This window comes from Micromonospora sp. NPDC048063 (assembly GCF_043202855.1).
In the GTDB taxonomy this organism is placed as follows: Bacteria; Actinomycetota; Actinomycetes; order Mycobacteriales; family Micromonosporaceae; genus Micromonospora.
Genome location: NZ_JBIDBG010000001.1, coordinates 1,006,133 through 1,027,214 on the forward strand (window position 1 = coordinate 1,006,133; position 21,082 = coordinate 1,027,214).

The 21,082-nt window shown below is 73.2% G+C and carries 25 protein-coding genes and 1 riboswitch; of the genes, 6 read left to right on the forward strand and 19 right to left on the reverse strand.

What is annotated here, in order from left to right; genetic code table 11:
* The first annotated feature begins 83 nt into the window (after nt 1–83).
* Complete coding sequence (locus tag ACGFZ2_RS04535; RefSeq protein ID WP_347669485.1) at nt 84–284, forward strand: DUF5999 family protein; 201 nt, start codon at nt 84–86, stop codon at nt 282–284.
* 125 nt (nt 285–409) lie between these two features.
* On the opposite strand, the gene gcvP is transcribed toward ACGFZ2_RS04535, so the two are convergent.
* Together gcvP and ACGFZ2_RS04545 are read right to left on the reverse strand one after the other, a co-directional pair.
* Complete coding sequence (gcvP, locus tag ACGFZ2_RS04540) at nt 410–3,232, reverse strand: aminomethyl-transferring glycine dehydrogenase (RefSeq protein ID WP_393450122.1); 2,823 nt, start codon at nt 3,230–3,232, stop codon at nt 410–412.
* Between the two features lie 74 nt (nt 3,233–3,306).
* Nucleotides 3,307–3,406: riboswitch (glycine riboswitch) on the reverse strand.
* A 135-nt stretch (nt 3,407–3,541) separates the two neighbouring features.
* Nucleotides 3,542–4,432, reverse strand: coding sequence for an NAD-dependent protein deacetylase (locus tag ACGFZ2_RS04545; protein WP_393450125.1), 891 nt, complete (start codon nt 4,430–4,432; stop codon nt 3,542–3,544).
* 88 nt (nt 4,433–4,520) lie between these two features.
* On the opposite strand from ACGFZ2_RS04545, the gene ACGFZ2_RS04550 reads away from it, so the two are divergent.
* A complete protein-coding gene (locus ACGFZ2_RS04550) occupies nt 4,521–5,177 on the forward strand; it encodes an NAD(P)H-binding protein (RefSeq protein WP_393261755.1) in 657 nt (218 codons plus the stop codon).
* Nucleotides 5,178–5,327: 150 nt separating this feature from the next.
* Here ACGFZ2_RS04550 and ACGFZ2_RS04555 read toward each other — a convergent pair whose 3' ends face one another.
* From ACGFZ2_RS04555 to ACGFZ2_RS04625, 15 genes are all read right to left on the reverse strand, one after another.
* Nucleotides 5,328–5,957: a hypothetical protein gene (locus ACGFZ2_RS04555; protein ID WP_393450128.1), complete on the reverse strand. Its 630-nt coding sequence runs from the start codon at nt 5,955–5,957 to the stop codon at nt 5,328–5,330.
* Entirely contained in the window at nt 5,954–7,186 is a 1,233-nt protein-coding gene (locus tag ACGFZ2_RS04560; RefSeq protein ID WP_393261750.1) for a globin domain-containing protein, read from the reverse strand. The genes ACGFZ2_RS04555 and ACGFZ2_RS04560 overlap by 4 nt, the downstream gene beginning before the upstream one ends.
* A gap of 3 nt (nt 7,187–7,189) precedes the next feature.
* Complete coding sequence (locus tag ACGFZ2_RS04565) at nt 7,190–8,374, reverse strand: nitric oxide synthase oxygenase (RefSeq protein WP_393450273.1); 1,185 nt, start codon at nt 8,372–8,374, stop codon at nt 7,190–7,192.
* A 652-nt stretch (nt 8,375–9,026) separates the two neighbouring features.
* Complete coding sequence (locus ACGFZ2_RS04570) at nt 9,027–9,614, reverse strand: MerR family transcriptional regulator (RefSeq protein WP_393450276.1); 588 nt, start codon at nt 9,612–9,614, stop codon at nt 9,027–9,029.
* Nucleotides 9,615–9,801: 187 nt separating this feature from the next.
* Nucleotides 9,802–10,266: a bifunctional nuclease family protein gene (locus tag ACGFZ2_RS04575; protein ID WP_131299495.1), complete on the reverse strand. Its 465-nt coding sequence runs from the start codon at nt 10,264–10,266 to the stop codon at nt 9,802–9,804.
* 177 nt (nt 10,267–10,443) lie between these two features.
* Nucleotides 10,444–11,145 carry a MerR family transcriptional regulator gene (locus ACGFZ2_RS04580; protein WP_350712558.1) on the reverse strand — a complete coding sequence of 234 codons (702 nt, stop codon included), beginning with the start codon at nt 11,143–11,145 and terminating at the stop codon, nt 10,444–10,446.
* Nucleotides 11,146–11,195: 50 nt separating this feature from the next.
* Nucleotides 11,196–11,648 (reverse strand): FHA domain-containing protein, encoded by a 453-nt coding sequence (locus ACGFZ2_RS04585; RefSeq protein WP_007071101.1) that lies wholly within the window; start codon nt 11,646–11,648, stop codon nt 11,196–11,198.
* A gap of 215 nt (nt 11,649–11,863) precedes the next feature.
* Nucleotides 11,864–12,244, reverse strand: coding sequence for a glycine cleavage system protein GcvH (gene gcvH / locus ACGFZ2_RS04590; RefSeq protein ID WP_363707168.1), 381 nt, complete (start codon nt 12,242–12,244; stop codon nt 11,864–11,866).
* Nucleotides 12,245–12,299: 55 nt separating this feature from the next.
* On the reverse strand, nt 12,300–13,265 hold the full coding sequence (locus ACGFZ2_RS04595; protein WP_393450131.1) for a DUF881 domain-containing protein: 966 nt from the start codon (nt 13,263–13,265) through the stop codon (nt 12,300–12,302).
* Nucleotides 13,266–13,275: 10 nt separating this feature from the next.
* Nucleotides 13,276–13,608: a small basic family protein gene (locus tag ACGFZ2_RS04600; protein ID WP_091106953.1), complete on the reverse strand. Its 333-nt coding sequence runs from the start codon at nt 13,606–13,608 to the stop codon at nt 13,276–13,278.
* Nucleotides 13,605–14,546 carry a DUF881 domain-containing protein gene (locus ACGFZ2_RS04605; RefSeq protein WP_393261742.1) on the reverse strand — a complete coding sequence of 314 codons (942 nt, stop codon included), beginning with the start codon at nt 14,544–14,546 and terminating at the stop codon, nt 13,605–13,607. The genes ACGFZ2_RS04600 and ACGFZ2_RS04605 overlap by 4 nt, the downstream gene beginning before the upstream one ends.
* A complete protein-coding gene (locus ACGFZ2_RS04610) occupies nt 14,543–15,184 on the reverse strand; it encodes a CDP-alcohol phosphatidyltransferase family protein (RefSeq protein WP_393261740.1) in 642 nt (213 codons plus the stop codon). Before ACGFZ2_RS04610 ends, ACGFZ2_RS04605 begins: the two co-directional genes overlap by 4 nt.
* Nucleotides 15,185–15,513: 329 nt before the next feature.
* Nucleotides 15,514–15,975, reverse strand: a complete 462-nt coding sequence (locus ACGFZ2_RS04615) for a MarR family transcriptional regulator (RefSeq protein WP_393450134.1) — start codon at nt 15,973–15,975, stop codon at nt 15,514–15,516.
* Nucleotides 15,976–16,028: 53 nt separating this feature from the next.
* Nucleotides 16,029–17,207 (reverse strand): PP2C family protein-serine/threonine phosphatase, encoded by a 1,179-nt coding sequence (locus ACGFZ2_RS04620; RefSeq protein ID WP_393450137.1) that lies wholly within the window; start codon nt 17,205–17,207, stop codon nt 16,029–16,031.
* Nucleotides 17,208–17,387: 180 nt separating this feature from the next.
* Nucleotides 17,388–18,176: an SAM-dependent methyltransferase gene (locus ACGFZ2_RS04625; protein ID WP_393261732.1), complete on the reverse strand. Its 789-nt coding sequence runs from the start codon at nt 18,174–18,176 to the stop codon at nt 17,388–17,390.
* 77 nt (nt 18,177–18,253) lie between these two features.
* Between ACGFZ2_RS04625 and ACGFZ2_RS04630 the strand changes: the two genes are divergently transcribed.
* From ACGFZ2_RS04630 to ACGFZ2_RS04640, 3 genes are all read left to right on the forward strand, one after another.
* Nucleotides 18,254–19,135, forward strand: a complete 882-nt coding sequence (locus ACGFZ2_RS04630) for a universal stress protein (protein WP_393261730.1) — start codon at nt 18,254–18,256, stop codon at nt 19,133–19,135.
* Nucleotides 19,136–19,209: 74 nt separating this feature from the next.
* Nucleotides 19,210–19,422 (forward strand): phosphatidylethanolamine-binding protein, encoded by a 213-nt coding sequence (locus ACGFZ2_RS04635; RefSeq protein WP_350683982.1) that lies wholly within the window; start codon nt 19,210–19,212, stop codon nt 19,420–19,422.
* Entirely contained in the window at nt 19,419–19,898 is a 480-nt protein-coding gene (locus ACGFZ2_RS04640) for a hypothetical protein (protein WP_393450140.1), read from the forward strand. Before ACGFZ2_RS04635 ends, ACGFZ2_RS04640 begins: the two co-directional genes overlap by 4 nt.
* On the opposite strand, the gene ACGFZ2_RS04645 is transcribed toward ACGFZ2_RS04640, so the two are convergent.
* A complete protein-coding gene (locus tag ACGFZ2_RS04645; RefSeq protein WP_393450143.1) occupies nt 19,895–20,098 on the reverse strand; it encodes a hypothetical protein in 204 nt (67 codons plus the stop codon). The two genes, ACGFZ2_RS04640 and ACGFZ2_RS04645, sit on opposite strands and share 4 nt — an antisense overlap.
* A 121-nt stretch (nt 20,099–20,219) precedes the next feature.
* On the opposite strand from ACGFZ2_RS04645, the gene ACGFZ2_RS04650 reads away from it, so the two are divergent.
* Complete coding sequence (locus ACGFZ2_RS04650) at nt 20,220–20,870, forward strand: hypothetical protein (protein ID WP_393450146.1); 651 nt, start codon at nt 20,220–20,222, stop codon at nt 20,868–20,870.
* Nucleotides 20,871–20,878: 8 nt separating this feature from the next.
* Here the strand turns inward: ACGFZ2_RS04650 and ACGFZ2_RS04655 are convergent, their stop codons facing one another.
* Nucleotides 20,879–21,064, reverse strand: coding sequence for a hypothetical protein (locus ACGFZ2_RS04655; RefSeq protein ID WP_350684010.1), 186 nt, complete (start codon nt 21,062–21,064; stop codon nt 20,879–20,881).
* Between the last annotated feature and the right edge of the window lie 18 nt (nt 21,065–21,082).

The window sequence follows — 21,082 nt, forward strand, 5'->3', positions numbered from 1 at the left end:
CGATGCCGTCCACTTTCGCTTGGTACTGTGCGTCACTGGTCATGTGAACCATGACACAGTGCCCCCACAGTCCGGAGAACCCGATGTGCCAGCACCAACCCACCTGCCCCTCCGCCGAAGCGACCGACCGGGAAGCCGCCCGCGTCCTCGCCTGCTTCCCTGAGCAGGGCTGGAGCCTGCTCTGCAACGGTGTCATCGTCTTCGAGGACACCGGCGAACTACTCCCCGACGGCAGGACCATCGCCCCGCACCGCGGTCCGGCCCGACACGCCCTCGTCGCCTGACCTGCCACTCTCCGTCACGCAGTCTTGTGGCGTCGACCCAGGCTAGTCCCCCGGTCGGGACAGCCGCGGCCCAGGTCGGCGTATCCGCCGGGGCGGCACCTCGACCGCCCCGGCGCGCCGCGACATCAGCTCTCGAACGCTTCCGGTGACGGGCAGGAACACACCAGGTTCCGGTCGCCGAACGCGCCGTCGATGCGCCGCACCGGCGGCCAGTACTTCCCGGCCCGGTCCACCCCGGCCGGGTACGCCCCCACCGACCGCGGGTACGCGTGCGGCCACTCGTCCCCGGCCACCATCGCCGCCGTGTGCGGCGCGTTCGCCAGGGGGTTGTCGCCCGCCGGCCACTGCCCGGCACCCACCTTGTCGATCTCCGCCCGGATGGCGACCATCGCGTCGCAGAACCGGTCCAGCTCGGCCAGGTCCTCGCTCTCGGTGGGCTCCACCATCAGCGTCCCCGCCACCGGGAACGACATCGTCGGCGCGTGGAACCCGTAGTCGATCAGCCGCTTCGCCACGTCGTCCACGCTCACCCCGGTCGCCTTCGTCAGCGGCCGCAGGTCGAGGATGCACTCGTGCGCCACCAGGCCCTTGTTGCCGGTGTACAGCACCGGGAAGTGCCCGCGCAGCCGTGCCGCCACATAGTTCGCCGCCAGCACCGCCACCCCGGTCGCCCGCGCCAGCCCCGCCGCGCCCATCATCCGCAGGTACGCCCACGGGATCGGCAGGATCCCCGCCGACCCGTACCGCGCCGCCGAGATCGCGGGCCGGCCGTCGACGTGCGCGCCCAGCGGGTCGCCCGGCAGGAACGGCGCCAGGTGCGCCCGCACCGCCACCGGCCCCACCCCGGGACCACCGCCGCCGTGCGGGATGCAGAACGTCTTGTGCAGGTTCAGGTGCGACACGTCCGCCCCGAACCGGCCCGGCTTGGCAAACCCGACCAACGCGTTGAGGTTCGCCCCGTCGACGTACACCTGACCGCCGGCGTCGTGGACCTTCGCGCACAGCGACGCGATGCCCGTCTCGTACACCCCGTGCGTCGACGGGTACGTCACCATGATCGCGGCGAGGGCGTCGCGGTGCTTGTCGATCTTCGCGTCCAGGTCGACCAGGTCGACGTTGCCGCCGTCGTCGCAGCCCACCACGACGACCCGCATCCCGGCCATCACCGCGCTGGCCGCGTTCGTGCCGTGCGCCGACGACGGAATCAAGCACACGTCCCGGTGGCCCTCCCCCCGGCTGCGGTGCCAGGCCCGGATGGCCAGCAGACCCGCCAGCTCACCCTGCGAGCCGGCGTTGGGCTGCACGCTGACCGCGTCGTAGCCGGTCACCTCCGCCAGCCACGCCTCCAGCTGGGCGATCATCTCCCGGTAGCCGGCCGTCTGCGCCTGCGGCGCGAACGGGTGCACGTGCGCGAACTCCGGCCAGCTCACCGGCTCCATCTCGGTGGTGGCGTTCAGCTTCATCGTGCACGACCCGAGCGGGATCATCCCCCGGTCCAGGGCGTAGTCGAAGTCCGACAGGCGCCGCAAGTAGCGCAGCATCGCCGTCTCGGAGTGGTGGCTGCGGAACACCGGATGGGTGAGGAAGTCCGACGTACGGGCCAGCCCGGCGGGCAGCGCCGCGGCCACGTCGCCGACGACGGCGTCGACACCGAACGCGGCCCACACCGCCGCCAGGTGCGCCGACGTCGTCGTCTCGTCGCAGGACACGCCGACCCGGTCGGCATCGACCAGCCGCAGGTTCACCCCCCGCGCCGCCGCGGCCGCCACAACCTCGGCGGCCCGGCCGGGCACGGTCGCGGTCACGGTGTCGAAGAACGCGACGTCCGCGACGCTCACCCCGCCGGCGCGCAGCCCGGCCGCGAGCCGCGCCGCCATCTCGTGCGTACGCGCCGCGATCGCGCGCAGCCCGTCCGGGCCGTGGTACACGGCATACATGCCGGCCATCACGGCGAGGAGCACCTGCGCGGTGCAGATGTTGCTGGTGGCCTTCTCCCGCCGGATGTGCTGCTCGCGGGTCTGCAACGCCAGCCGGTACGCCGGGTTGCCGTCCGCGTCGCGGGACACCCCGACCAGCCGGCCGGGCAGCATCCGCTCCAGACCCGCCCGCACGGCCAGGTAGCCGGCGTGCGGCCCACCGAAGCCCATCGGCACGCCGAACCGCTGGGTGGTGCCGGCGGCGATGTCGGCGCCGATCTCCCCCGGCGGGCGCAGCAGCGCCAGGGCCAGCAGGTCCGCCGCCACGGTGACCAGCGCGCCGGCCGCGTGCGCCGCCTCGACCAGGCCCGCCTGGTCGCGCACCGCCCCGGACGCCCCCGGGTACTGCAGGTGCAGACCGAAGAACTCCGCCGGCAGCTCCTCGCGCTCGACGTCGAGCACCCGCACGTCGATACCGAGCGGCTCGGCCCGGCTGGTGATCACCGCGATGGTCTGCGGCAGGGTGTCGGCGTCAACGACGTACACCGGGCTCCTGCTCTTCGACGCGCGGCGGGCGAGGGTCATCGCCTCCGCCGCCGCGGTGCCCTCGTCGAGCATCGACGCGTTCGCGGTGGCCAGCCCCGTCAGGTCCGTGACCATCGTCTGGAAGTTCAGCAGAGCCTCCAGCCGACCCTGGCTGATCTCCGGCTGGTACGGCGTGTACGCCGTGTACCAGGCCGGGTTCTCCAGCACGTTGCGGCGGATCACCGCCGGGGTGTGCGTGCCGTGGTAGCCCAGGCCGATCATGGACACGGCCACGGTGTTGCGGGCGGCGAGGGCCCGCAGCTCGGCGAGCGCGTCGTGCTCGGTGGCCGGCTCCGGCAGGTCCAGGGTGCCGTGCCAGCGGATCACCTCGGGGATCGCCGCGTCCATCAGCTCGTCGATCGAGCCGTAGCCGACGGCCTCCAGCATCCGGCGCTCGTCGGCCGGATCCGGGCCGATGTGGCGGGCGGCGAACTGCTCTGCGGTCATGGGTGGCGCTCCCCTGAGGCGAGGTCGACAGGTCGGCCTCCCCCTCTGTCACGCCCGCACAGCGCTCCACAGTGCCTGCCCACGAGGTCCTTTTGCCTGAGAGGTTCCGGGGAGGATTTGCCCCTTCGGCGCCGCCCGAGGTGCTTTCTGGGCGGTCTCTCCCACGTGGGTGCTACCGGCATGGTCAACGCTACCAGCGCCCGGTCGGCCGATGGATGTCGTACCCCCTCGACATGATCACGGTGAGCTGTTGGCGGTGGGTCATCGACCAGCCCCGCGCCGCCGGCTGACCCCCGGCGCCCCCGCCGGCTACCGGCCGACGCCGGTCAGGCCCGTCGGCACCGCGCCCGAGCCGACGTCGCTGCCGGCCGGTGCCCCCACCGTCCGATCGGCCAACGCCGGCAGCAACCGGCCCAGCGGCGCGTCGAGGGTCAACGCCGCATACCCGTCGCCCCGCGTCGGCCCCTGGTTGACGATCACCACCGGGATGCCCAGCTTCGCCGCCCGCAGCACGAACCGGCGGCCCGACATCACCGTCAACGACGACCCCAGCACCAGCAGCAGCCGCGCCCGCTGCACCATGTCGAAACAGCGGGCCACCCGCGGCGCCGGCACCGTCTCACCGAAGAACACCACGTCGGGCTTGAGCACCCCGGTGCCGCAGAACGTGCAGTCGACCGTCCGGAACCGCGCCACCTCGTCGTCGGCGAGATCCACGTCACCGTCCGGGTTGACCGCCGCGACCCGCGCGTCGAACCCCGGGTTCGCCTCCCGCAGCCGCCGGTCCAACTCCTCCCGGGACGTCTGGTTGCCGCACCCCAGGCACACCACCTCGTCGAGACGACCGTGCAACTCCACCACCCGCGGGCTGCCCGCCGCCGTGTGCAACCCGTCGACGTTCTGCGTGATCACCCCGTCGACCAGGCCGCCGCGCTGCAACCGGGCCACCGCCCGGTGCCCGTCGTTCGGGGCCGCCCGCGCGATCACCCGCCACCCCAGGTGGCTGCGCGCCCAGTAACGCCGCCGCGCCTGCGCGTCCCGGGTGAACACCTGATAGGTCATCGGGGTGTGCCGACGGGCCGCCCCACTGGGCCCCCGGTAGTCCGGGATGCCCGACTCGGTCGACAGGCCCGCCCCGCTCAACACCACGACACCACCGCCCGCCACCAGGCCGGCCAGCGCGTCGATCGTCTCCGTCACCCGTCCATGCTGCCTCAGCGACCCGCGCCCCGGCGAACACCCCGCGACCCCGCCGCGGCGTGCCGGGGCGGCGACTAGGTTGGCAGGTATGCGCGTCGTCATCGCCGGAGGCCACGGCAAGATCGCCAAACTGACCCACCGGGAACTCGCCGGACGCGGCGACACCGCCGTCGGTCTGATCCGCAACCCCGACCACGCCGCCGCGCTGACCGCCGCCGGCGCCCACCCCGTCGTCGCCGACCTCGAACACGTCGGCGTCGAGGACCTCGCCGGCCACCTCGCCGGCGCCGACGCGGTGGTCTTCGCCGCCGGCGCCGGCCCCGGCAGCGGCGCCGCCCGCAAGGACACCGTCGACCGGGCCGCCGCCGTGCTGCTCGCCGACGCCGCCGAACGCGCCGGCGTCCGCCGCTACCTGCTGGTCTCCTCGATGGGCGTGGACGGCGAGCCGCCCGCCGGCACCGACGAGGTGTTCGCGGCGTACCTGCGGGCGAAGAAAGCCGCCGAGGACGACCTGACCGGCCGCGACCTCGACTGGACCGTGCTGCGACCCGGCCGACTCACCGACGACCAACCCACCGGGCGGATCACCCTGGCCCGGCACGTGCCTCCGGGCGCGGTCACCCGCGCCGACGTCGCCCGCGTGCTGCTCGCCCTGCTCTACGAGCCCCGCACCGCCGGGCAGATCCTGGAGCTGGTCGGCGGGGAAACCCCGATCGCCGACGCCGTCGCCTCCGCCGCCGGCTGACCGGCCGCAGGGCCCCGCCGGCCGAAATCGGATGGCGCGCCGGACCCGGTCGGCGCGCCGAAATCGGGGCGCCGACCGCCACGCCCCCGCCCGGCACGCCCGCCGCGACGCACCCCCACCCGGCGCGGGCGCACTCCGCCCGCCGCGGCGTCAGCCGTCGAGCACCGCCCGCAGCCGCGCACCGGCCGCCCCGGCGGCGTAGGCGTCGGCCCGCAACTGCTCCGACTGCGCCGACAGGTGCTCCTGCCACTGGCTCAGCTGCTGCTGCGCCGTCGTCACCGCCGCCACCAACGCCGCGTGCCGGCCCTCCAGCTCCCGCACCCGCCCCCGCAGGTCGTCACCCAGAGGCTCCCCCGGAGGGGCGAGCGACCCCGCCCGCCGGTGCGCCTCGGCGAGGATCTCGTCGGCCTGTCGCCGAGCATCGGCGATGATCTCCGCGCCCTCCGTGCTGGCCTCGCTGATCGTCCGGTTCGCCTCGTCCTGCGCCCGTACCGCCAACTCGACCACCAGCGGGTCCGGGCCCTGCGGGGCGGTGCTGGGCAGCGCGCCGTGACGCAGCATCTCCACCTGCCGCACCAGCCCGTCGTTCTCCCGCCGCAGCCGATCCACCTCACCGTCGAGCAAAGCCATCCGCTCGTCGACCGACCGGGCCAGGCCGGCGACCTCGTCGGCGGACAACCACTGGCTGCCCCGGAAGCGGCGGGCCTCCAGCGCGCCCAACGCCCGCGTCAGCTCGCCGGTCGGGACGGCGGAGACCCGGTCGCCATGATCGATGCTCATCGGACACCTGTCCAACTGAAGTCCTGCGGCGCGGCGGCCGCCGCGCTCGCGAGAGGTGGATAAAGAGACTGGTCGTAACTCTCCACCAGGATCCGCTCCGGCGGCACACCGGACACCGTCAGGGCGGTGATCGTCTCCCGGGTCATCTCCGGACTGCCGCAGACCAACACGTCGGTGTCCCGCCACGGACCCAACCGCACCGCGGTCTGACCAGCCGTACCCACCTCACCCTGCCACTGCCAGCCGCTCTCCACCGTCGGCACGTACCGCAACCACCCGCCGCCCGCACCGGAGCCCCACGACCCCGCCGGCGGCGTCGCCGCCAACTCCCGCAACGCCCGGTCGTCGTACAGGTCGTCGGGGGTCTTACCGCCCACCACCAGCGTCGTCGTACGCCCCGACCCCTGCTGCAACGCCTCCGCCACCGCCCGCAACGGCGCCAACCCGGTGCCGCCCGCCACCAGCAGCAACGGCAGCTGCGGCGACCGGTCGTACGACGACAACGCAACCCCCACCGGCAACCCCAACAGCAACTGGTCGCCCTCGCGCAGCTTCCGCACCAGATGCGTGGAGAACCGACCCGCGGCCCGGACGTGGAACTCGATCGTCCCGTCGGCGCGCGGCGCGTTCGCCGGCGACAGGTACCGCCACATGCGCAACTGCGGCACCTGCACCGGCAGCGACTGCCCCGGCAGATAGTCGCACAGGTAGTTCGGGCGGACCGTGAACACGCACACGTCGGCCCGCCGCCGCTGCACCCGCTGCACCTCCGCCTCCCAGTACGGCGGCGACGTCCGCTCCGCCTCCGCCGCCCCCGTCAGCATCAACCGCGCCACCAGCTCGTACGCCGCGGCCCACTCCGCGCGCAGGGCCGGCGTCCACCGTGGCCCGAGGAAGCGTTCCAGCGTCGCCAGCAACGCCTGCCCGACCCAGATGTAGTGCCACTCCGCCAACGGCACCGCCCGACCCTGCTGGTCCTCGCCGCGGAACCGGCGGTGGTCGGCCCCCAACCGCTGCGCGAACGCCGTCAGCTCCCGCTCGTCGTCGACGTGGGTGATGATGTGCCCCAACGCCGAGAGCAACTTGTCCTGCTGGTACTGCATGTTCGTCGGAAACATCGTGCGGGCCTCGGGCGCGATCACGAACAACGTGGCGTAGAAGTACTTCGCCGCCTCCGGACCAGCCACGCAGAACTGCGCCCAACTCTGGCGTAACGCCGCGACGTCCATGCCTCAGCCCTCCTGCCGGCGGGCGGCGTCGTGACGCTCCCGCAGGGTCAGCCCCACCACACCCGACGTCCCGTACGCGCGGTCACCCTGCCACAGGTTCGGATCCGGCACCCGCGTGTCGTAGTAGCGGTGGTGCACGGCGTGCAACGCCGCCCACCCCACACTGCCGTTGAGCCACGACCAGTCACCGTGCACCGGCCGGCCCGCCCGCTCCTCCTGCGCGCAGAACTTCATGAACAGCTCCGACTCGGTGTGCGGATCGGACACCCGCACCCCCGCCGCCCGGAACGAGTGCAACACCGCCTGGTTGATCACCAACACGGCGTGCTCCCGCCACAGGGTGTCCTCCCGCGAGGTGTCCAACCCCAACCCCCGCGCCACCGGCAGCAACTGGTCGTACCGGTCCCGGTCACCCATGTTCCGGGTGCCGATCTCGTCACTCAGGTAGTGCCCGTTGAACGGGGCACAGCTGTAGTCCACCCCACCGACCCGCAGGCGCATGTTGCTGATCACCGGCAGGGCGTGCCAACGCAGCCTCAACTCCTCGAACCACGGGTACGCCGGATGCGTCAGGGCAACCTCGCGGACCAGGTCCCGCGGCACCTCCACCAGCGTCGGATCCTCGTACGCCGTCTCGATCACCCACGGCAGCAGGTCGAACCGTCCCGGCACCGCCGGCGCACGCCACCCCAGACGCCGCGCCGCGTCCGTCATCGTTACCTGCGCCGGATCACCCAGCACCGACCCGTCGTCCGTCCGATGACCGCAGTAGCGGATCAACTGGTCGTTCCAGATCCGCGCCCGCGGACCCACGCCGGGCCGGTCCGGCGCGAACACCGTCATCACCGACTGGATCCGCCCACCGTTGTCAGCCACCGAAAGGTGCTGCGCCAACTCCTGCGCGATCCCCGCCACCGTCGTCACGTCACGCCGGTCCCGGACCTTCAACCCGGCCCACCGGACCCGCCCCACACAGCGCACCGACTGCCGCCACGCCACCTTCGCCCCGTACGACAGCTCCTCGGAGGTGTGCCGGTACGTGCCGGTCAGCGCGATTTCCTCCCGCACCTCCGCGATCCGCGCGGCCACGTCCGGCAGCCGCCGCTCCGCGTGGTAGAGACCCAGGAACTCGACGGCCTCCGCCGTCACGTCCTCCACCGGCGCCTGCGGCCGGGGAGCATGCGCCACCGGGCAGCCCGACCCCTCGCCGTCCACGACACGCCCATCGGCATCCACCAACACCGCGGCGGCATGATAGTCAGTCTGCACTTTGTTCAAATCCGATCGTCGGGCAGGCGCGGTCGTCGCCTTCTGCGTCGTCCCTCGGCACGGTTCACCGACCCGCCGCGCATGTCACGGACAGTGACATGCGCGCGGCAAGCCGCGCGCCGCACATAGGATTCCCGGCCACGCAAAGACTGTCAACAGTCCGACTCACGCCGAAAACGTCCACAATCGACGCTTGCCCCCGCAAGCAACGCCACTCTGGACATCGCCACGCGTGTGCTTGCCTTGCTTACTTCGTCCGGTGGCCGGCGGTGGGCGCGTTGGCACGGCGGCGTGGGTTGCGGTGCGTGGTGGTGGGGGTATGGGGGTGTGGCCGGCCGGTGGTCGCGCGCCGTCCGTGCCGGGACGTTGGCCGTGCGGTACGGCCGCCTCGAGGCGTCGGCGTGGTGCCGCTGAGGTGGCGACCCGTCGACCCGCTGTCGGCAGGTCCCGGGGCGGGTCGGGTGCTGCGGGCGCTGTCGAGCTGCCCCACCTGTGGGACCACCCGTCACACAGGGAGTAAACACGCCGCCACCCCGACCAAGAGCCAGCGGCACGCGCCCCGACGCCGCGCTCAGCCCGCCCGACGCCGGGCCCGGCGCACCGCCAACTCGTCACCCACCGAATCCCCCGCCGGCGCCGACGGCGGCACCGACGTCGCGGGCTCCGCCGGCAGATGCGACAGCGAACCCTGGATTTCCTTGAACGCACCACCGATCGCGATGCCGAACACCCCCTGGCCGCCCTGCAACAGGTCGACCACCTCCTCCGGCGACCGGCACTCGTACACCGTCGTCCCGTCGGAGATCAACGTGATGCCCGCCAGATCCGCCACCCCACGGGACCGCAGCGCCTCGACCGCCTTCCGGATGTTCTGCAACGACACCCCGGCGTCCAGCAGCCGCTTCACCACCTTCAGGACCACCAGGTCCCGGAACGAATACAACCGCTGCGTGCCCGACCCCGACGCGTCCCGCACGCTCGGCACCACCAACCCGGTGCGCGCCCAGTAATCCAACTGGCGGTAGCTGATCCCCACCGCATGGCAGGCCGTCACACCTCGATAACCAACGGTGTCGTCACCCTCAGTCGCCAACCCTGGCGACGTCACACCCGGCTCGTCCAGCTCCGTACCCGGATCGGGATCTCGCGGCTCGTGCATCCGGACAACCTCCCCGCCAGTGCGGTGACACGTCGTTTCCGGGACGTGCACCCCTCGACACGGCAACCCTATAGCCGCCTTCAGAGATTGCCCCGGAGGAACCGGCGCGACACGCCGCGCCACGACAACGAAGATCACCCACCGCGCCGGAACATCACCGAACGTGACGCCCGGAAAGACACGGGACTCAGCCGGCGAAGTCCTCCGGACGCACCTGCTCCAGGAACTCGCGGAACTTCTCCACCTCGTCCTCCTGCTCGTCGGGAATCACGATCCCCGCCTCGCTGAGGACCTCCTCCGCACAACGAATCGGCGCACCGACCCGCAACGCCAACGCGATGGAATCACTCGGCCGGGCCGACACCCGCACCCCGTCACCGATCAACAGATCGGCGAAGAAGACGTTCTCCTTCAGCTCGGTGATCTCCACCGCCCGCAACGGCGCCTTCAACGCCGCCAACACGTCCCGCAGAAGATCGTGGGTCAGCGGCCGGGCCGGCTTGACCCCCTGCTGCTCGTAAGCGATCGCCGTCGCCTCGACCGCGCCGATCCAGATCGGCAGATAGCGGTCCCCCTCGACCTCCCTGAGCAGGACGATCGGCTGGTTGCTGGGCAGCTCCACCCGAACTCCGACCACGCTCAGCTCGCGCACCGCCGCCTCCGTGTCGTTGTCACCTACGCCGCACCGTGCCCTTCCCTGCACGGTACACGGACCGCGACACGGCCGTCCCATGCGCTACCCGCACCACGCCCGCGCCAGAAAGGGGTTACCCCGGCAAGCCTACGACACGCTTCCCGGGGCAGATCTTTCCCCACGACCCCGGCCGGATCACCGACCCAACGTCGACCGCAACCCCACCCGCACCAACGCCGCGTGCAACTGCTGCGACAACGCCACCAACTCCCGCGCCGTCTCCGCCGCCCGCGCCCGCGCCGCCGGATCGCTCTGCCGCGCCAACGGCGCCACCAACTGCGCGAACAAACCGACCTCCCGGTCAGCCGCCGTCCGGTAACCCCGCAGATGCCGCGGCTCCAACCCGTACGCCGCCAGACCCGCCACCGCCCGCGCGATGATCAACGCATCGTCGTCGTACCAACCCGGCGGATCCGACACCACCACACCGAGCCGCTCCAACTCACCCAACGTCGACTCGTCGATCCCACTACGCGCCACCAGATCCGCCCGGCCGAGCCGCACCTGCGGCGACCCGGCCGGCTCCTCCGACACCCGCCCCGGCACCTCGCCACCCGGGCCCACCGCCACCAACGTCGGCCGCTGCCGACCCGGCGACTCCCCGGACGCGTCCCACTGCGCCAACTGATCACGGATCACCCGCAGAGGCAGATACTGGTCCCGCTGCGCGGTCAGCACGAACCGCAACCGCGCCACATCGTCCCAGCTGTACTTCCGGTAACCCGCCGCCGTCCGCTGCGGCTCCACCAGGCCCTCGGCCTCGAGAAACCGCAACTTCGAAATCGTCACGTCCGGAAAATCCACCCGCAGCTGACCCAGCACCTCACCGATGCTCATCAACGGTCGGGCACGCGCCGCCCCGGGCGGCGAGGAGGCCGCAGGCTCGTTCACCCCCGGCCGGCCTCCTCCTCCGGGCGCGGACCGGCGATGAACACCACCCGGAACTTACCGATCTGCACCTCGTCACCGTTGCTCAACGTGGCCGCCTCGACCCGCTCCCGGTTCACGTACGTGCCGTTCAGGCTTCCCACGTCCCGCACAGTGAACGTCCCACCGTCACGATGGAACTCGGCGTGCCGCCGCGACACCGTCACGTCGTCCAGGAAAATGTCACTGTCCGGATGCCGGCCACTCGTCGTCACATCATGATCCAAAAGGAACCGGGCACCCGCGTTCGGACCCCGGCGAACCACCAGCAGCGCCATCCCCGGCGGCAACGAACCGGACATCCGGCTCGGCACCACATCGGTGTCCGGCCCCTCCAGCACTTCGTCGAGCGAACCGAGATTGAGCGTCGAAGTGACGTCGAGCGGGGGGAACTCGTCGTCTGGGCGCGTCATGGGACCACCTCACGGATCTGTTCGGTCGGCGTCGGGTAATGGCGGGTCTGGCCGCCGGGCACTCGAACACCCGGCGGCTGGCTCCCCGTGCCCGGAAAGGCAATTCCGCAACGCTCAACTATTGGGTTCTCGGTCGACTGGGCGAGCCTAGCCAGCGCCGAAATGCAGGGCAACCGGACGCGCGGACACAACCACCACGCCCGGAGGGGACGCACTCAGCTCTCGGTGAGCTCACGATACGCGTCCGCGGACAGCAGCCCTTCGACCGCCGCCGGATCGTCCGGGGTGATCTCCACCAACCAACCCGCACCGTACGGGTCCGTGTTGATCACCTCAGGGGTGTCGCCGAGCGCCTCGTTGCGCGCCGCCACCGTACCGCCGAGCGGGGCGTAGATCTCCGACACACTCTTCGTCGACTCGATCTCACCCAACGACTCACCCGCCGCCACCACCGCACCGACATCGGGCAGCTGGACATACACGATGTCACCCAGGGCGTCCTGCGCAAAGTGGGTGATGCCGACCCGCACCGGGCCGCCGCCGTCACCCGCCACCCACTCGTGCTCGGCGGAATACCGCAGATCCTCAGGAATCACCAGACGCGTCCTTCACCATCGACGCACCGGACACCACCGGTGCGAGCCGCGCCGGTCAGGAGACCGGACGGGCGTGTTCCAGCTTGATCGGCGCGTGCAGCGCCGAAACCTCGGCAGCCTCACGATCCTCAACGATCAACTTACCGCCGTCGCCCGTCACCGACGCCACCACCCCGCCAGGAATGTTCAACGCCGTACGCATCGTCGCCGGATCACCGATCACCGTGATCGTGAACGGACCCGTCAACCGACGCCCGTCCACCACCAACGACCCGTTCTCCCCATCCAGAAAGTACGTCGACGCGATGATCCGCACCGACGCCCGGTCACCGCCGGAAATCTGCATCGCCTCCGCGCCGGCGCCCCGCAACTCCTGCACCGCGTCCAACACCCGCGACGCCGAGATCGGCTTCTCACCAGCCTCGAACCGCACCGTCAACCCCGGACCCGTCGCCGGCAACGTCCCCGCCAGAATGCCCAACTCGTCGGCCCGCCGCGTCGCCTCGTCCAACGCCGCCTGCCGCCCCTGCTCACCCGAACGCAACTGCCGCTGACTCTCCTCCAGCGCCGCGATGTCCTGCCGCAGCCGGACCTCCCGCGAATTCAGGTCGTACAGGATCCGGACCAGGTCCTCCTGCCGCGTCGCCGCCACCGTCGGATCCGTCGACGTCGTCTTCAACTGCACCACCAGCGTGAACCCCAGCAACGCCAGCAGCACCGCGATCATCACCCCGGCCGAACTCACCCGCCGCCACGGCGACCCTGCGGCCGCCAGCGCCTCCGGCGACGACCCGCCCGACCCCTCACCGCCAGCCCGGCTCAGGTCCACCGTCGCGCCCTCGTCGAACCGGTCCGGCTCCGCCACGGGCGGCTCCGCCCGCTCCGGCGCCAACGGACTCAACTCGTCCGGATCCGGCGCGTCCGGCCGCGGATCCGGCTCCCCCGCCGGACCCGACGGCCGCCCCGGCCCCGCCGGCTGCGGCCAACCCGTGCCCGTCTCCGTGTGCTCCTCGCTGCTCATCGCCACAAACCTACGCCCGGAACAGGTGCCGGCGGATCGCCGCCACGTTCCCGAAGATCCGCACCCCGAGCACGACCACCACACCCGTGGACAACTGACCACCCACCCCGAGCTGGTCACCCAGATACACGATCAGACCCGCCACCAGCACGTTGGAGATGAACGACACCACGAACTGCTTGTCGTCGAAGATCCGGTCGAGCTTCGCCCGCACCCCACCGAACACCGCGTCCAACGCCGCCACCACCGCGATCGGCAGATACGGCTGCAAACCCGCGGGAACCGTGGGGTCGAGCCAGACCCCGAGGACCACACCGGCGAGCAACGCCAGCACCGCGATCATCGACCACCTCCGGAGGGGCTGGGAGACGTCCTCGAACCGGACGGCTGAGAACTGGCGGAACGGTCCGCCCCCGACGGCGACGGACTCGCGCTCGCCGGAGGCTCCGCGTAGCGTAGCCGCGGCTCCGGAGCGGCCGGCAGGGTGAGGTCCTCCGCCTCCCGCACCGCGAACGACAACCCGGTGTCCTCCGCCACCTTCCGCATCGTCAACGCGCTGCGACTGTCCTCGTACCGGTCCCGCATCGACCCCGGCCCGATCGCCGACACCTCGTACGGCCCCGTCACCGGCCGGAAGTCCACCAGGATCGCCTGCCCCGCCGACCGGATCGTCGACGTCGCCGTCAACCGCTGCCCGTTGATCGAGATCGCCTCCGCGCCGGCGGCCCACAGGTCGTTGGCGACCCCCTGCAGATCGCTGTAGATCACCCGGGACGGACCGACGTCCGCGCCCGTCACCGCGTCCGGATTCTGCGGCGCGTCCGCCAACCGCACCACCACGCCGTCACCCCGCACCCGCCCCAGGCCCGTGCCCGCCTCCAGGGTGCGCAGCCGCGCCGCCTCCGAGCCGCCCAGCGCCGCGGCCCGCTGCCGCGCCACCTCCGCCCGCAACTGGTCCGCCCGCTCCGACAACCGGTCGGTCTCGCTCTCCCGCTGCTTGATCTGCGCCACCAGGCCGGAGCGGGCCTGGCTGCGCCCCGGCTCGGCCTCCAACGTCTGCCGGTATGCGACCGCGAACAGGAACCCCAGCACCACCGCCAGGACCAGGCTCACCGACCGCGCCGACCAGTGCCGCCACCCCGCCGGCGGGGCCTGCCGCTCCCGGCGCCGGGCCGCCGCGTCGGCATACCCCGGATCCAACGGGTTGCGGAACAACTCGGTGAGGAAGTCCGGGGCGTACACCCGGTCGGACCGTCCCCGCCCCTCGCCCGGCGTCGTCATGCCGACGCTCCCTCGGCGCGCACGGCCCTGACCAGCCGGCTCGCCTGCACCACGTACATCGCGCCGGCCACCCAGTAGAGCACCAGGCCCCACCAGGCCAGCCCCCAACCGATCGGCCCGGCCACCGCCTCGGCACCGGGAACCGCCGCGGCGAGCAGCAGGACCGGGAAGGCGGCCAGCAACAGGAACGTCGCGGTCTTGCCGACGTAGTGCACAGGCGGCGGGCCGTACCCGTACCGCCGCAGCACCGCCAGCGACCCCAGCAGGAGCAACTCCCGGGCCAGCAGCGCCGCGGTGAACTGCCAGGGCACCACGCCCCGGGCGGTGAACCCGACCAGGGTGGCGAGGATGTAGAGGCGGTCGGCGGCCGGGTCGAGCAGCTCCCCCAGCCGGCTGACCTGGCGCATCCGGCGCGCGACCCACCCGTCCACCCAGTCCGTCGTGCCGCCGACGGCCAGCACCACGATCGCGGCCACGTCGGCGTGCGCGACGAGCAGGAGATAGAGGAAGAGCGGGACGCCCAGCAGCCGGACGAAGCTGATCAGGTTCGGCAGCGTCAGGACACGGTCGCCCGCTGCCGGTGCGCTCGTGTCGGCGCTGGCCTCCGCGTGTTCCGAGCGAGCCGGCCGACGCGACACCGAACCTCCTCCGCCACACGCTCCGACCGCCCGGCCGAGGACGGGCACCGCGGAGTTCCGTGCGCGCTGTCGGGCCGGCTGGCGCCGGCACCCCCTGCGATCCCCGTACGGGACCGCCGCCTGACTCGGCCCGCGATCAACGTGATCGCGGGCCGGCTGACTGCGCTGCCACTATATCGGGCCCGCCGCCGCCTCCCGGGGTTCAGGCATCCGGTTCCGGCGACGCTGTCCGGGTGTCGTCGGGGCAGTCACCACCCCTAAGGCGTCCTAGGACACTAGCGGGAAGCGGACGGCTGGGTGGCGGGACGGGCGGCGCGCGGGGAAGGTCGTCAGGCGGTACGGGCCGAGGAGTCCGACTGCGGCTCCGCCGTCGCGGCCTGCTCGAACGCCCGCAGGGCCAGTAGCAGGTCGTGCTGTACCCGGCCCGGCATCCGGTCCAGCACCGCCTGCACCGCCCGGTGCCGGCGCTCCTTCAACTCGCGCAGCAGCGTCTCGGCGGCGGCGGTCGGCACCAGCCGCACCTCCCGCCGGTCCCGGGGGTCGGCCACCCGGCGCAGCAGGCCGGTGGCCTCCAGCCGGTCGCAGAGCCGGCTCGCCGAGGACGGCACGACGTCCAACAACTCGGCCAGGCCGTTGACGTTGGTCTCCGGCCGGCTGCTGATCAGCGACAACACGCGCAACTGCGTCGGCGAGACGGCCATCTGGTGCCGGGACGCGGCGGAGTCGAGCACACCGACGAGCGCCTCGGCGGCGGCGTCGATCGCCGCGGCGAGATTCGGAGGTCGCTCCACCAGGTGTCCCCTGCGATCGTCCCGCTCGTGCCCGGCCGGTGCGGCGAGGAGCCTCACCCGTCGCCCCGGCCACCCGCGCCACGCCAGTCCAGGCAGACCACGACCGCGTCGTCGCGGAGATCCGCGTCCGCATGCCAGGCGTGCAGTTCGCGCATCACCGTACCAACCGCCTCGGCCGGCGGTTGCAGCCGCGTGGCGCGCATCGCCCGCGCCATCGCCCGCTCGCCGTACGCCCCCCGGTCGCCGGGATCGGCGGCCCACACGCCGTCACTGACCACGAAGATCCGGTCCCCGGGCGCCAGGTCGAACTCCTGGACGTCGTAGCGGGCCTCGGCGAACATGCCCAGCGGCAGCTGCTGCTCCAGCGTGATCGGCGTGACGGTGCCGCCGCGCAGCCGCAGCAGGCGCGGGGAGCCGGCGTCCACCGCCCTCACCCGACCGGTCACGGTGTCCAGTTCCAGCAGCAGCGTGGCCACGTACCTTCGCCCGCGATGCTGGTAGAAGACCGTGTCGGAGGCCAGCTCGGCCTGCTCGACGAGGCTGCCCCCGGAGCGCCGGGCGTTGCGCAGCGCGTTCACGGTCACCGCCGTGAGCAGCGCCGCCGCGAGGCCGATGCCGGCGCCGTTCAACACCGTCGCCGTGAGCCGGTCACCGTCCACCGACCAGTCGAAGTGGTCCCCGCCGACCGTGTACGCCGGCTCCAGCTGGCCGGCCAGCTCGAACGCGCCGTGGCTGACGCTGCGTCCCGGCAGCAGCTCCCACTGCATCTCGGCGGCCATGCTGAGCCGCTCCCGCCGGCGCACCCGGCGGTACCGGTCGGTCTCCCGGTCCGCCGCCCGCAGGACGACCGCCAGCTCGCCGGCGATGTCCGCGACGCGGTCGACGGTGTCCGGGCCGAGCGGGGCCGGCAGCTCGACCAGGAGCACGCCGAGGCGCTCCCCCCACACCGACAGCGGCAGGTAGAGCCGGCACCGCCCCTCGTCGTCGGCGTCGGTCACCGGCTGCTGGCTGCTGAAGCAGCGCTGCGCCATGCTGCGGCAGGCGAGGAAGCCCCCGTCGGGCAGCTCCGGGTCCAGCACCGGCCACAGCCCGCTGATCCGGTAGTCGGCGATGAACACGTCCGTCCGGGACGCGCCGAGGCCGGCCCGGATGGCCCGGTCCGCCGCCTCCACCACCTGGTCGGGCGGCGCCGCACGCAACGCACGCGAGACCTGGGCCGGTGCCTCCACCATCGATCATCCTCCGGAAATACTTGCCGCAGGGCAAGCATCATACGGAGGTGTCGTCGGCCGCCGGGCGGCCGGGCGGCCCGACGCCGGCGGGGGCGGCGTACCCGCCCCGGGCGGACGACCCGACGGCACGCTGCCGCCCCTGCGCGGCCTCGCGGCGGCGCGGACGGCGGGCGGGGCCGGTCAGCCGGCCGAGCGGACGGCGACCGCGCCGTGGAAGGCGTCCGGAACCTGCGCCGGCGGGCCGTCGGGACGCCACCGGGTGATCGGCACGACGCCGTCGGCGGTGGGCGTCCAGCGGCCGAGCAGCGGCGCGAACGCGGCCGGCGGGCGCATCCGGAACGCCGGACCCATCATCGCGAGGGCCTCCGGGTAGCCGGCCAGCTCCTCGGTGTCGAAGTCGACCGCCAGCAGGCTGCCCGGCGCCGTCGCCTCGTAGAGCTCGTCGAGGGTGCGCGCGAGGGTCTCGTCGTCGAGGAACGCGGCCAGGCCGAGGAACACCACCCCGACGGGCCTCCTCCCCCACCCCGGCACGAACCGGTGCAGCTGGGCGCGGTCCACCGTGCCGATGTCGGTGGCGTCGCCGTAGCCGTAGCCGGCCCGGTCGCTGCCGGCGAGCAGCCGCTGGCCGAGGCGGATGGTGACCGGGTCGACGTCGGTGTAGAGCACGGTGGCGTCGGGGGCGACCTCGTGCACGTTGCCCATGGTGGGCACCCCCGCGCCGAAGACCAGGAAGCTGTCCACGCCCTCCGCGACCATCGCCCGGACCGCCCGGCCCAGGAAGGCCCGCAGCTCCCGGAAGACCGGCGCGCAGGGCCCGTACGCCTGCTCGAAGGCGCGGGCCGCCGCCACGTCGACCGGGAAGTGGTGCTCCCCGCCGAGCCAGAAATCGATCATTCGCGCGGTGCTCGGCTGGTCCGGCTCCACCATCGACGACGCTCCCTCCCCGGCGGTCGTCGACAGCGTACCCACCGGTCGTCCTGGGCGGTATCGCCTCGCCGACCGGGCACCGGCCGCGATACTGGCCGGGAACCGGCGGGAGGTGGGCGGTGAACTCGGCGAACGGCGCGGCGGTGGTCGTCGGCGTGGACGGCTCGGAGGCGGCGCTGCGCGCCGTACGGCTGGCCGCCGTCGAGGCGGCCCGCCGGAACCGGCCGCTGCGGATCGTGCACGGGTTCATCTGGCCGCTGCTGCGCGTGCCGGTGGACGCGCCCGCCGCCGCCCCGCCCGGCGCCGGCCTGCGACACCAGGCGGAGCAGCTCGTCGCCGCCGCGACCACCGAGGCCGAGGCGACCGTGCCCGGGCTGCGCGTCTCCGGCGAGATCATCGACGGGGAGGCCGCCGCGGTGCTGCTCGGCGAGTCGCCGGCCGCCGCGATGATCGTGCTGGGCGACCGGGGGCTCGGCGGGTTCTCCGCCCTGGTGGTCGGCTCCGTCGCGGTGCAGGTCGCCTCGCACGCCGACTGCCCCGTGCTCGTCGCCCGGGGCACCGACCGCCCGGACGGCCCCGTCGTGGTCGGGGTCGACGGCTCCGAGACGTCCCGGCTCGCCGTGGAGTTCGCCGTCGAGGAGGCGTCGGTCCGCGACGCCCCGCTGGTCGCGCTGCACGCCTACCGGCACCCGACGTCCACCGCGCCGGGCGACATGCAACCCCTGGTGTACGACGACACCGAGCTGCGCTCCGAGGAGGAGCGGGTGGTGGCCGAGTCGCTGTCCGGGCTGACCGAGCGGTGGCCGGACGTGCCGGTCAGCCGGGAGACCGTGCGGGGCCGCCCCACCACCGTGCTCGCCGAGGCGTCCCGGCGGGCCCAGCTGCTCGTGGTGGGCCGGCAGGGCCGCGGCGAACTGACGGGGCTGCTGCTCGGCTCGGTGAGCCAGTCCGTGCTGCACCACGCCGACTGCCCGGTCGCCGTCGTCCACGCGCCCCGCTGAGCCGGGTTGGCCCCGCCGCAGGCGGGTAGACGACCGCGGTACGCCAACGGCGAGGACGACCGGAGGAGGCAGTGATGCCAGGACCACGGCCGGGCAGCAACGCGTACGACAAGCAGCGGGCGCGCATCCGTGACGTGATCGACGATTCGGGACGGCGGGTGTCGGACCGCAAGGCGAACGACGTGGCGAACCGGATCCTGCAGTCCGATCGCGGGCAGCGGGGCGTCGTCCGCGGTGAGCGGGTCTACGGTCCCAAGGGCGAGCGTGAACCGGGCGACCCGAAGTGAGGGCGTCGCACCTGGCCGACGGGGCGATCGCCGGCGCCGTCGGCAGCGCCGCCCTGAACGTGGTCAGCTACCTGGACATGGTGCTGCGCGCGAGGCCGGCGAGCAGCACCCCGGAGACCACCGCCGGGCGGCTGGCCGGGGCGGCGCACGTGGATCTGGGGCCCGAGGACCGGGCGGTGAACCGCCGCTCGGGCCTCGGGCCCCTGCTCGGCTACGGGATGGGCATCGCGGCCGGCGTCGGCTACGCCGTGCTGGCCCGCGGCCGTCGGATGCCGCTGGCCCTGGCCACCGGGGTGCTCGGCGGCGGCGTCATGACGATGTCCGACGGGTCGATGGCCCTGCTGGGGGTGACCGACCCGCGCCGCTGGCGCCGGTCGGACTGGATCGCCGACATCGTACCGCACGTCGCGTACGGCATGGCGGCCGCAGCCACCTGGAACCGGCTGCGGCCGCCCGTGTCGGGCCGCGGTCGTTAGCCCCGGGCGCTCTCGTCGTCGGCGACCGGCTCCATCGCCGGGCCGTACGGGGAGACCTGCCCCCGGGGCACCGGCCGGCCCTCGTCGCCGCCGGACGAGCCTCGGTTGCGCGGATGGCCGCCAGGGCTCGGGACCTTGCTGTACTGGCTGGTGGCGCCCTTGTCGTTGCGGCGCAGTTCCTCCTGCTGCGGATTCACCACGGGTCTTCTCCTTCCGGGGTTGGACCGTGTCCCACCTCGGTTACCCGGCGCCGTGGGTGACATGCCGGCCCGGGCGGACGGTCGCAGGGCTGACCCGGCACCCAGCGGGTACACCCCGAGGATGGGCGACGACCGGAGGATGGCGCGGGTCCTGCTGGACCGGCGGGGCACCACGTACGCCGAGGAGGCGGGCATCCGGCTCGCCGACCGGCCCGCCCCGCTCTACCAGTTGCTGGTGCTCGCCACGCTGCTGAGCACCCGGATCCGGGCCTGCGTCGCGGTGTCGGCCGCCCGGGAGCTGTTCGCCGCCGGCTACCGGACCCCGCAGGCGATGGAGGCGGCGAGCTGGCAGGACCGCGTCGACGCGCTGGGCCGGGGCCACTACCGCCGCTACGACGAGCGGACTTCGACGATGCTCGGCACCGGCGCCCGGCTGTGCCTGGACCGCTGGCGGGGCGACCTGCGCCGGCTGCACCGCGAGGCCGACGGCGAGCCGCCCGCGCTGCGCCGGCTGCTGACCGAGTTCCCCGGCATCGGTCCGACCGGCGCCGACATCTTCCTGCGCGAGGCACAGGTGGTCTGGCCGGACCTGCGCCCGTACGCCGACCGCCGTGCCCTGTCCGGCGCGGAGCGGCTCGGCCTGCCCCGCTCACCGGACAAGCTGGCCGGGCTGGTCGGGCCGGCCGACTTCGGCAGGCTCGCCTCGGCGCTGGTGCGGGTGTCGCTCGGCGAGGAGTCCGCCGGCGAGGTCGCCCGCGCCGCCGGGCGGTGAGGCCGGGCTCACTTGGCCGGCTTGTCGCCCGGCTTCGTCAGGTTCCACACCAGCAGCGCCGCCAGCAGCGCGAGCACCACGAGCCCGCCCGACACGCCGCGACCGTCCTCCTCGCTGCGGCCGGTGGTGCCGAAGTAGATCACCGCGAGCCCGGCCAGCACGGTGACGAACGTCCGCATCCCTCGGTCCTTCACGTACCGGACGGTACGCCC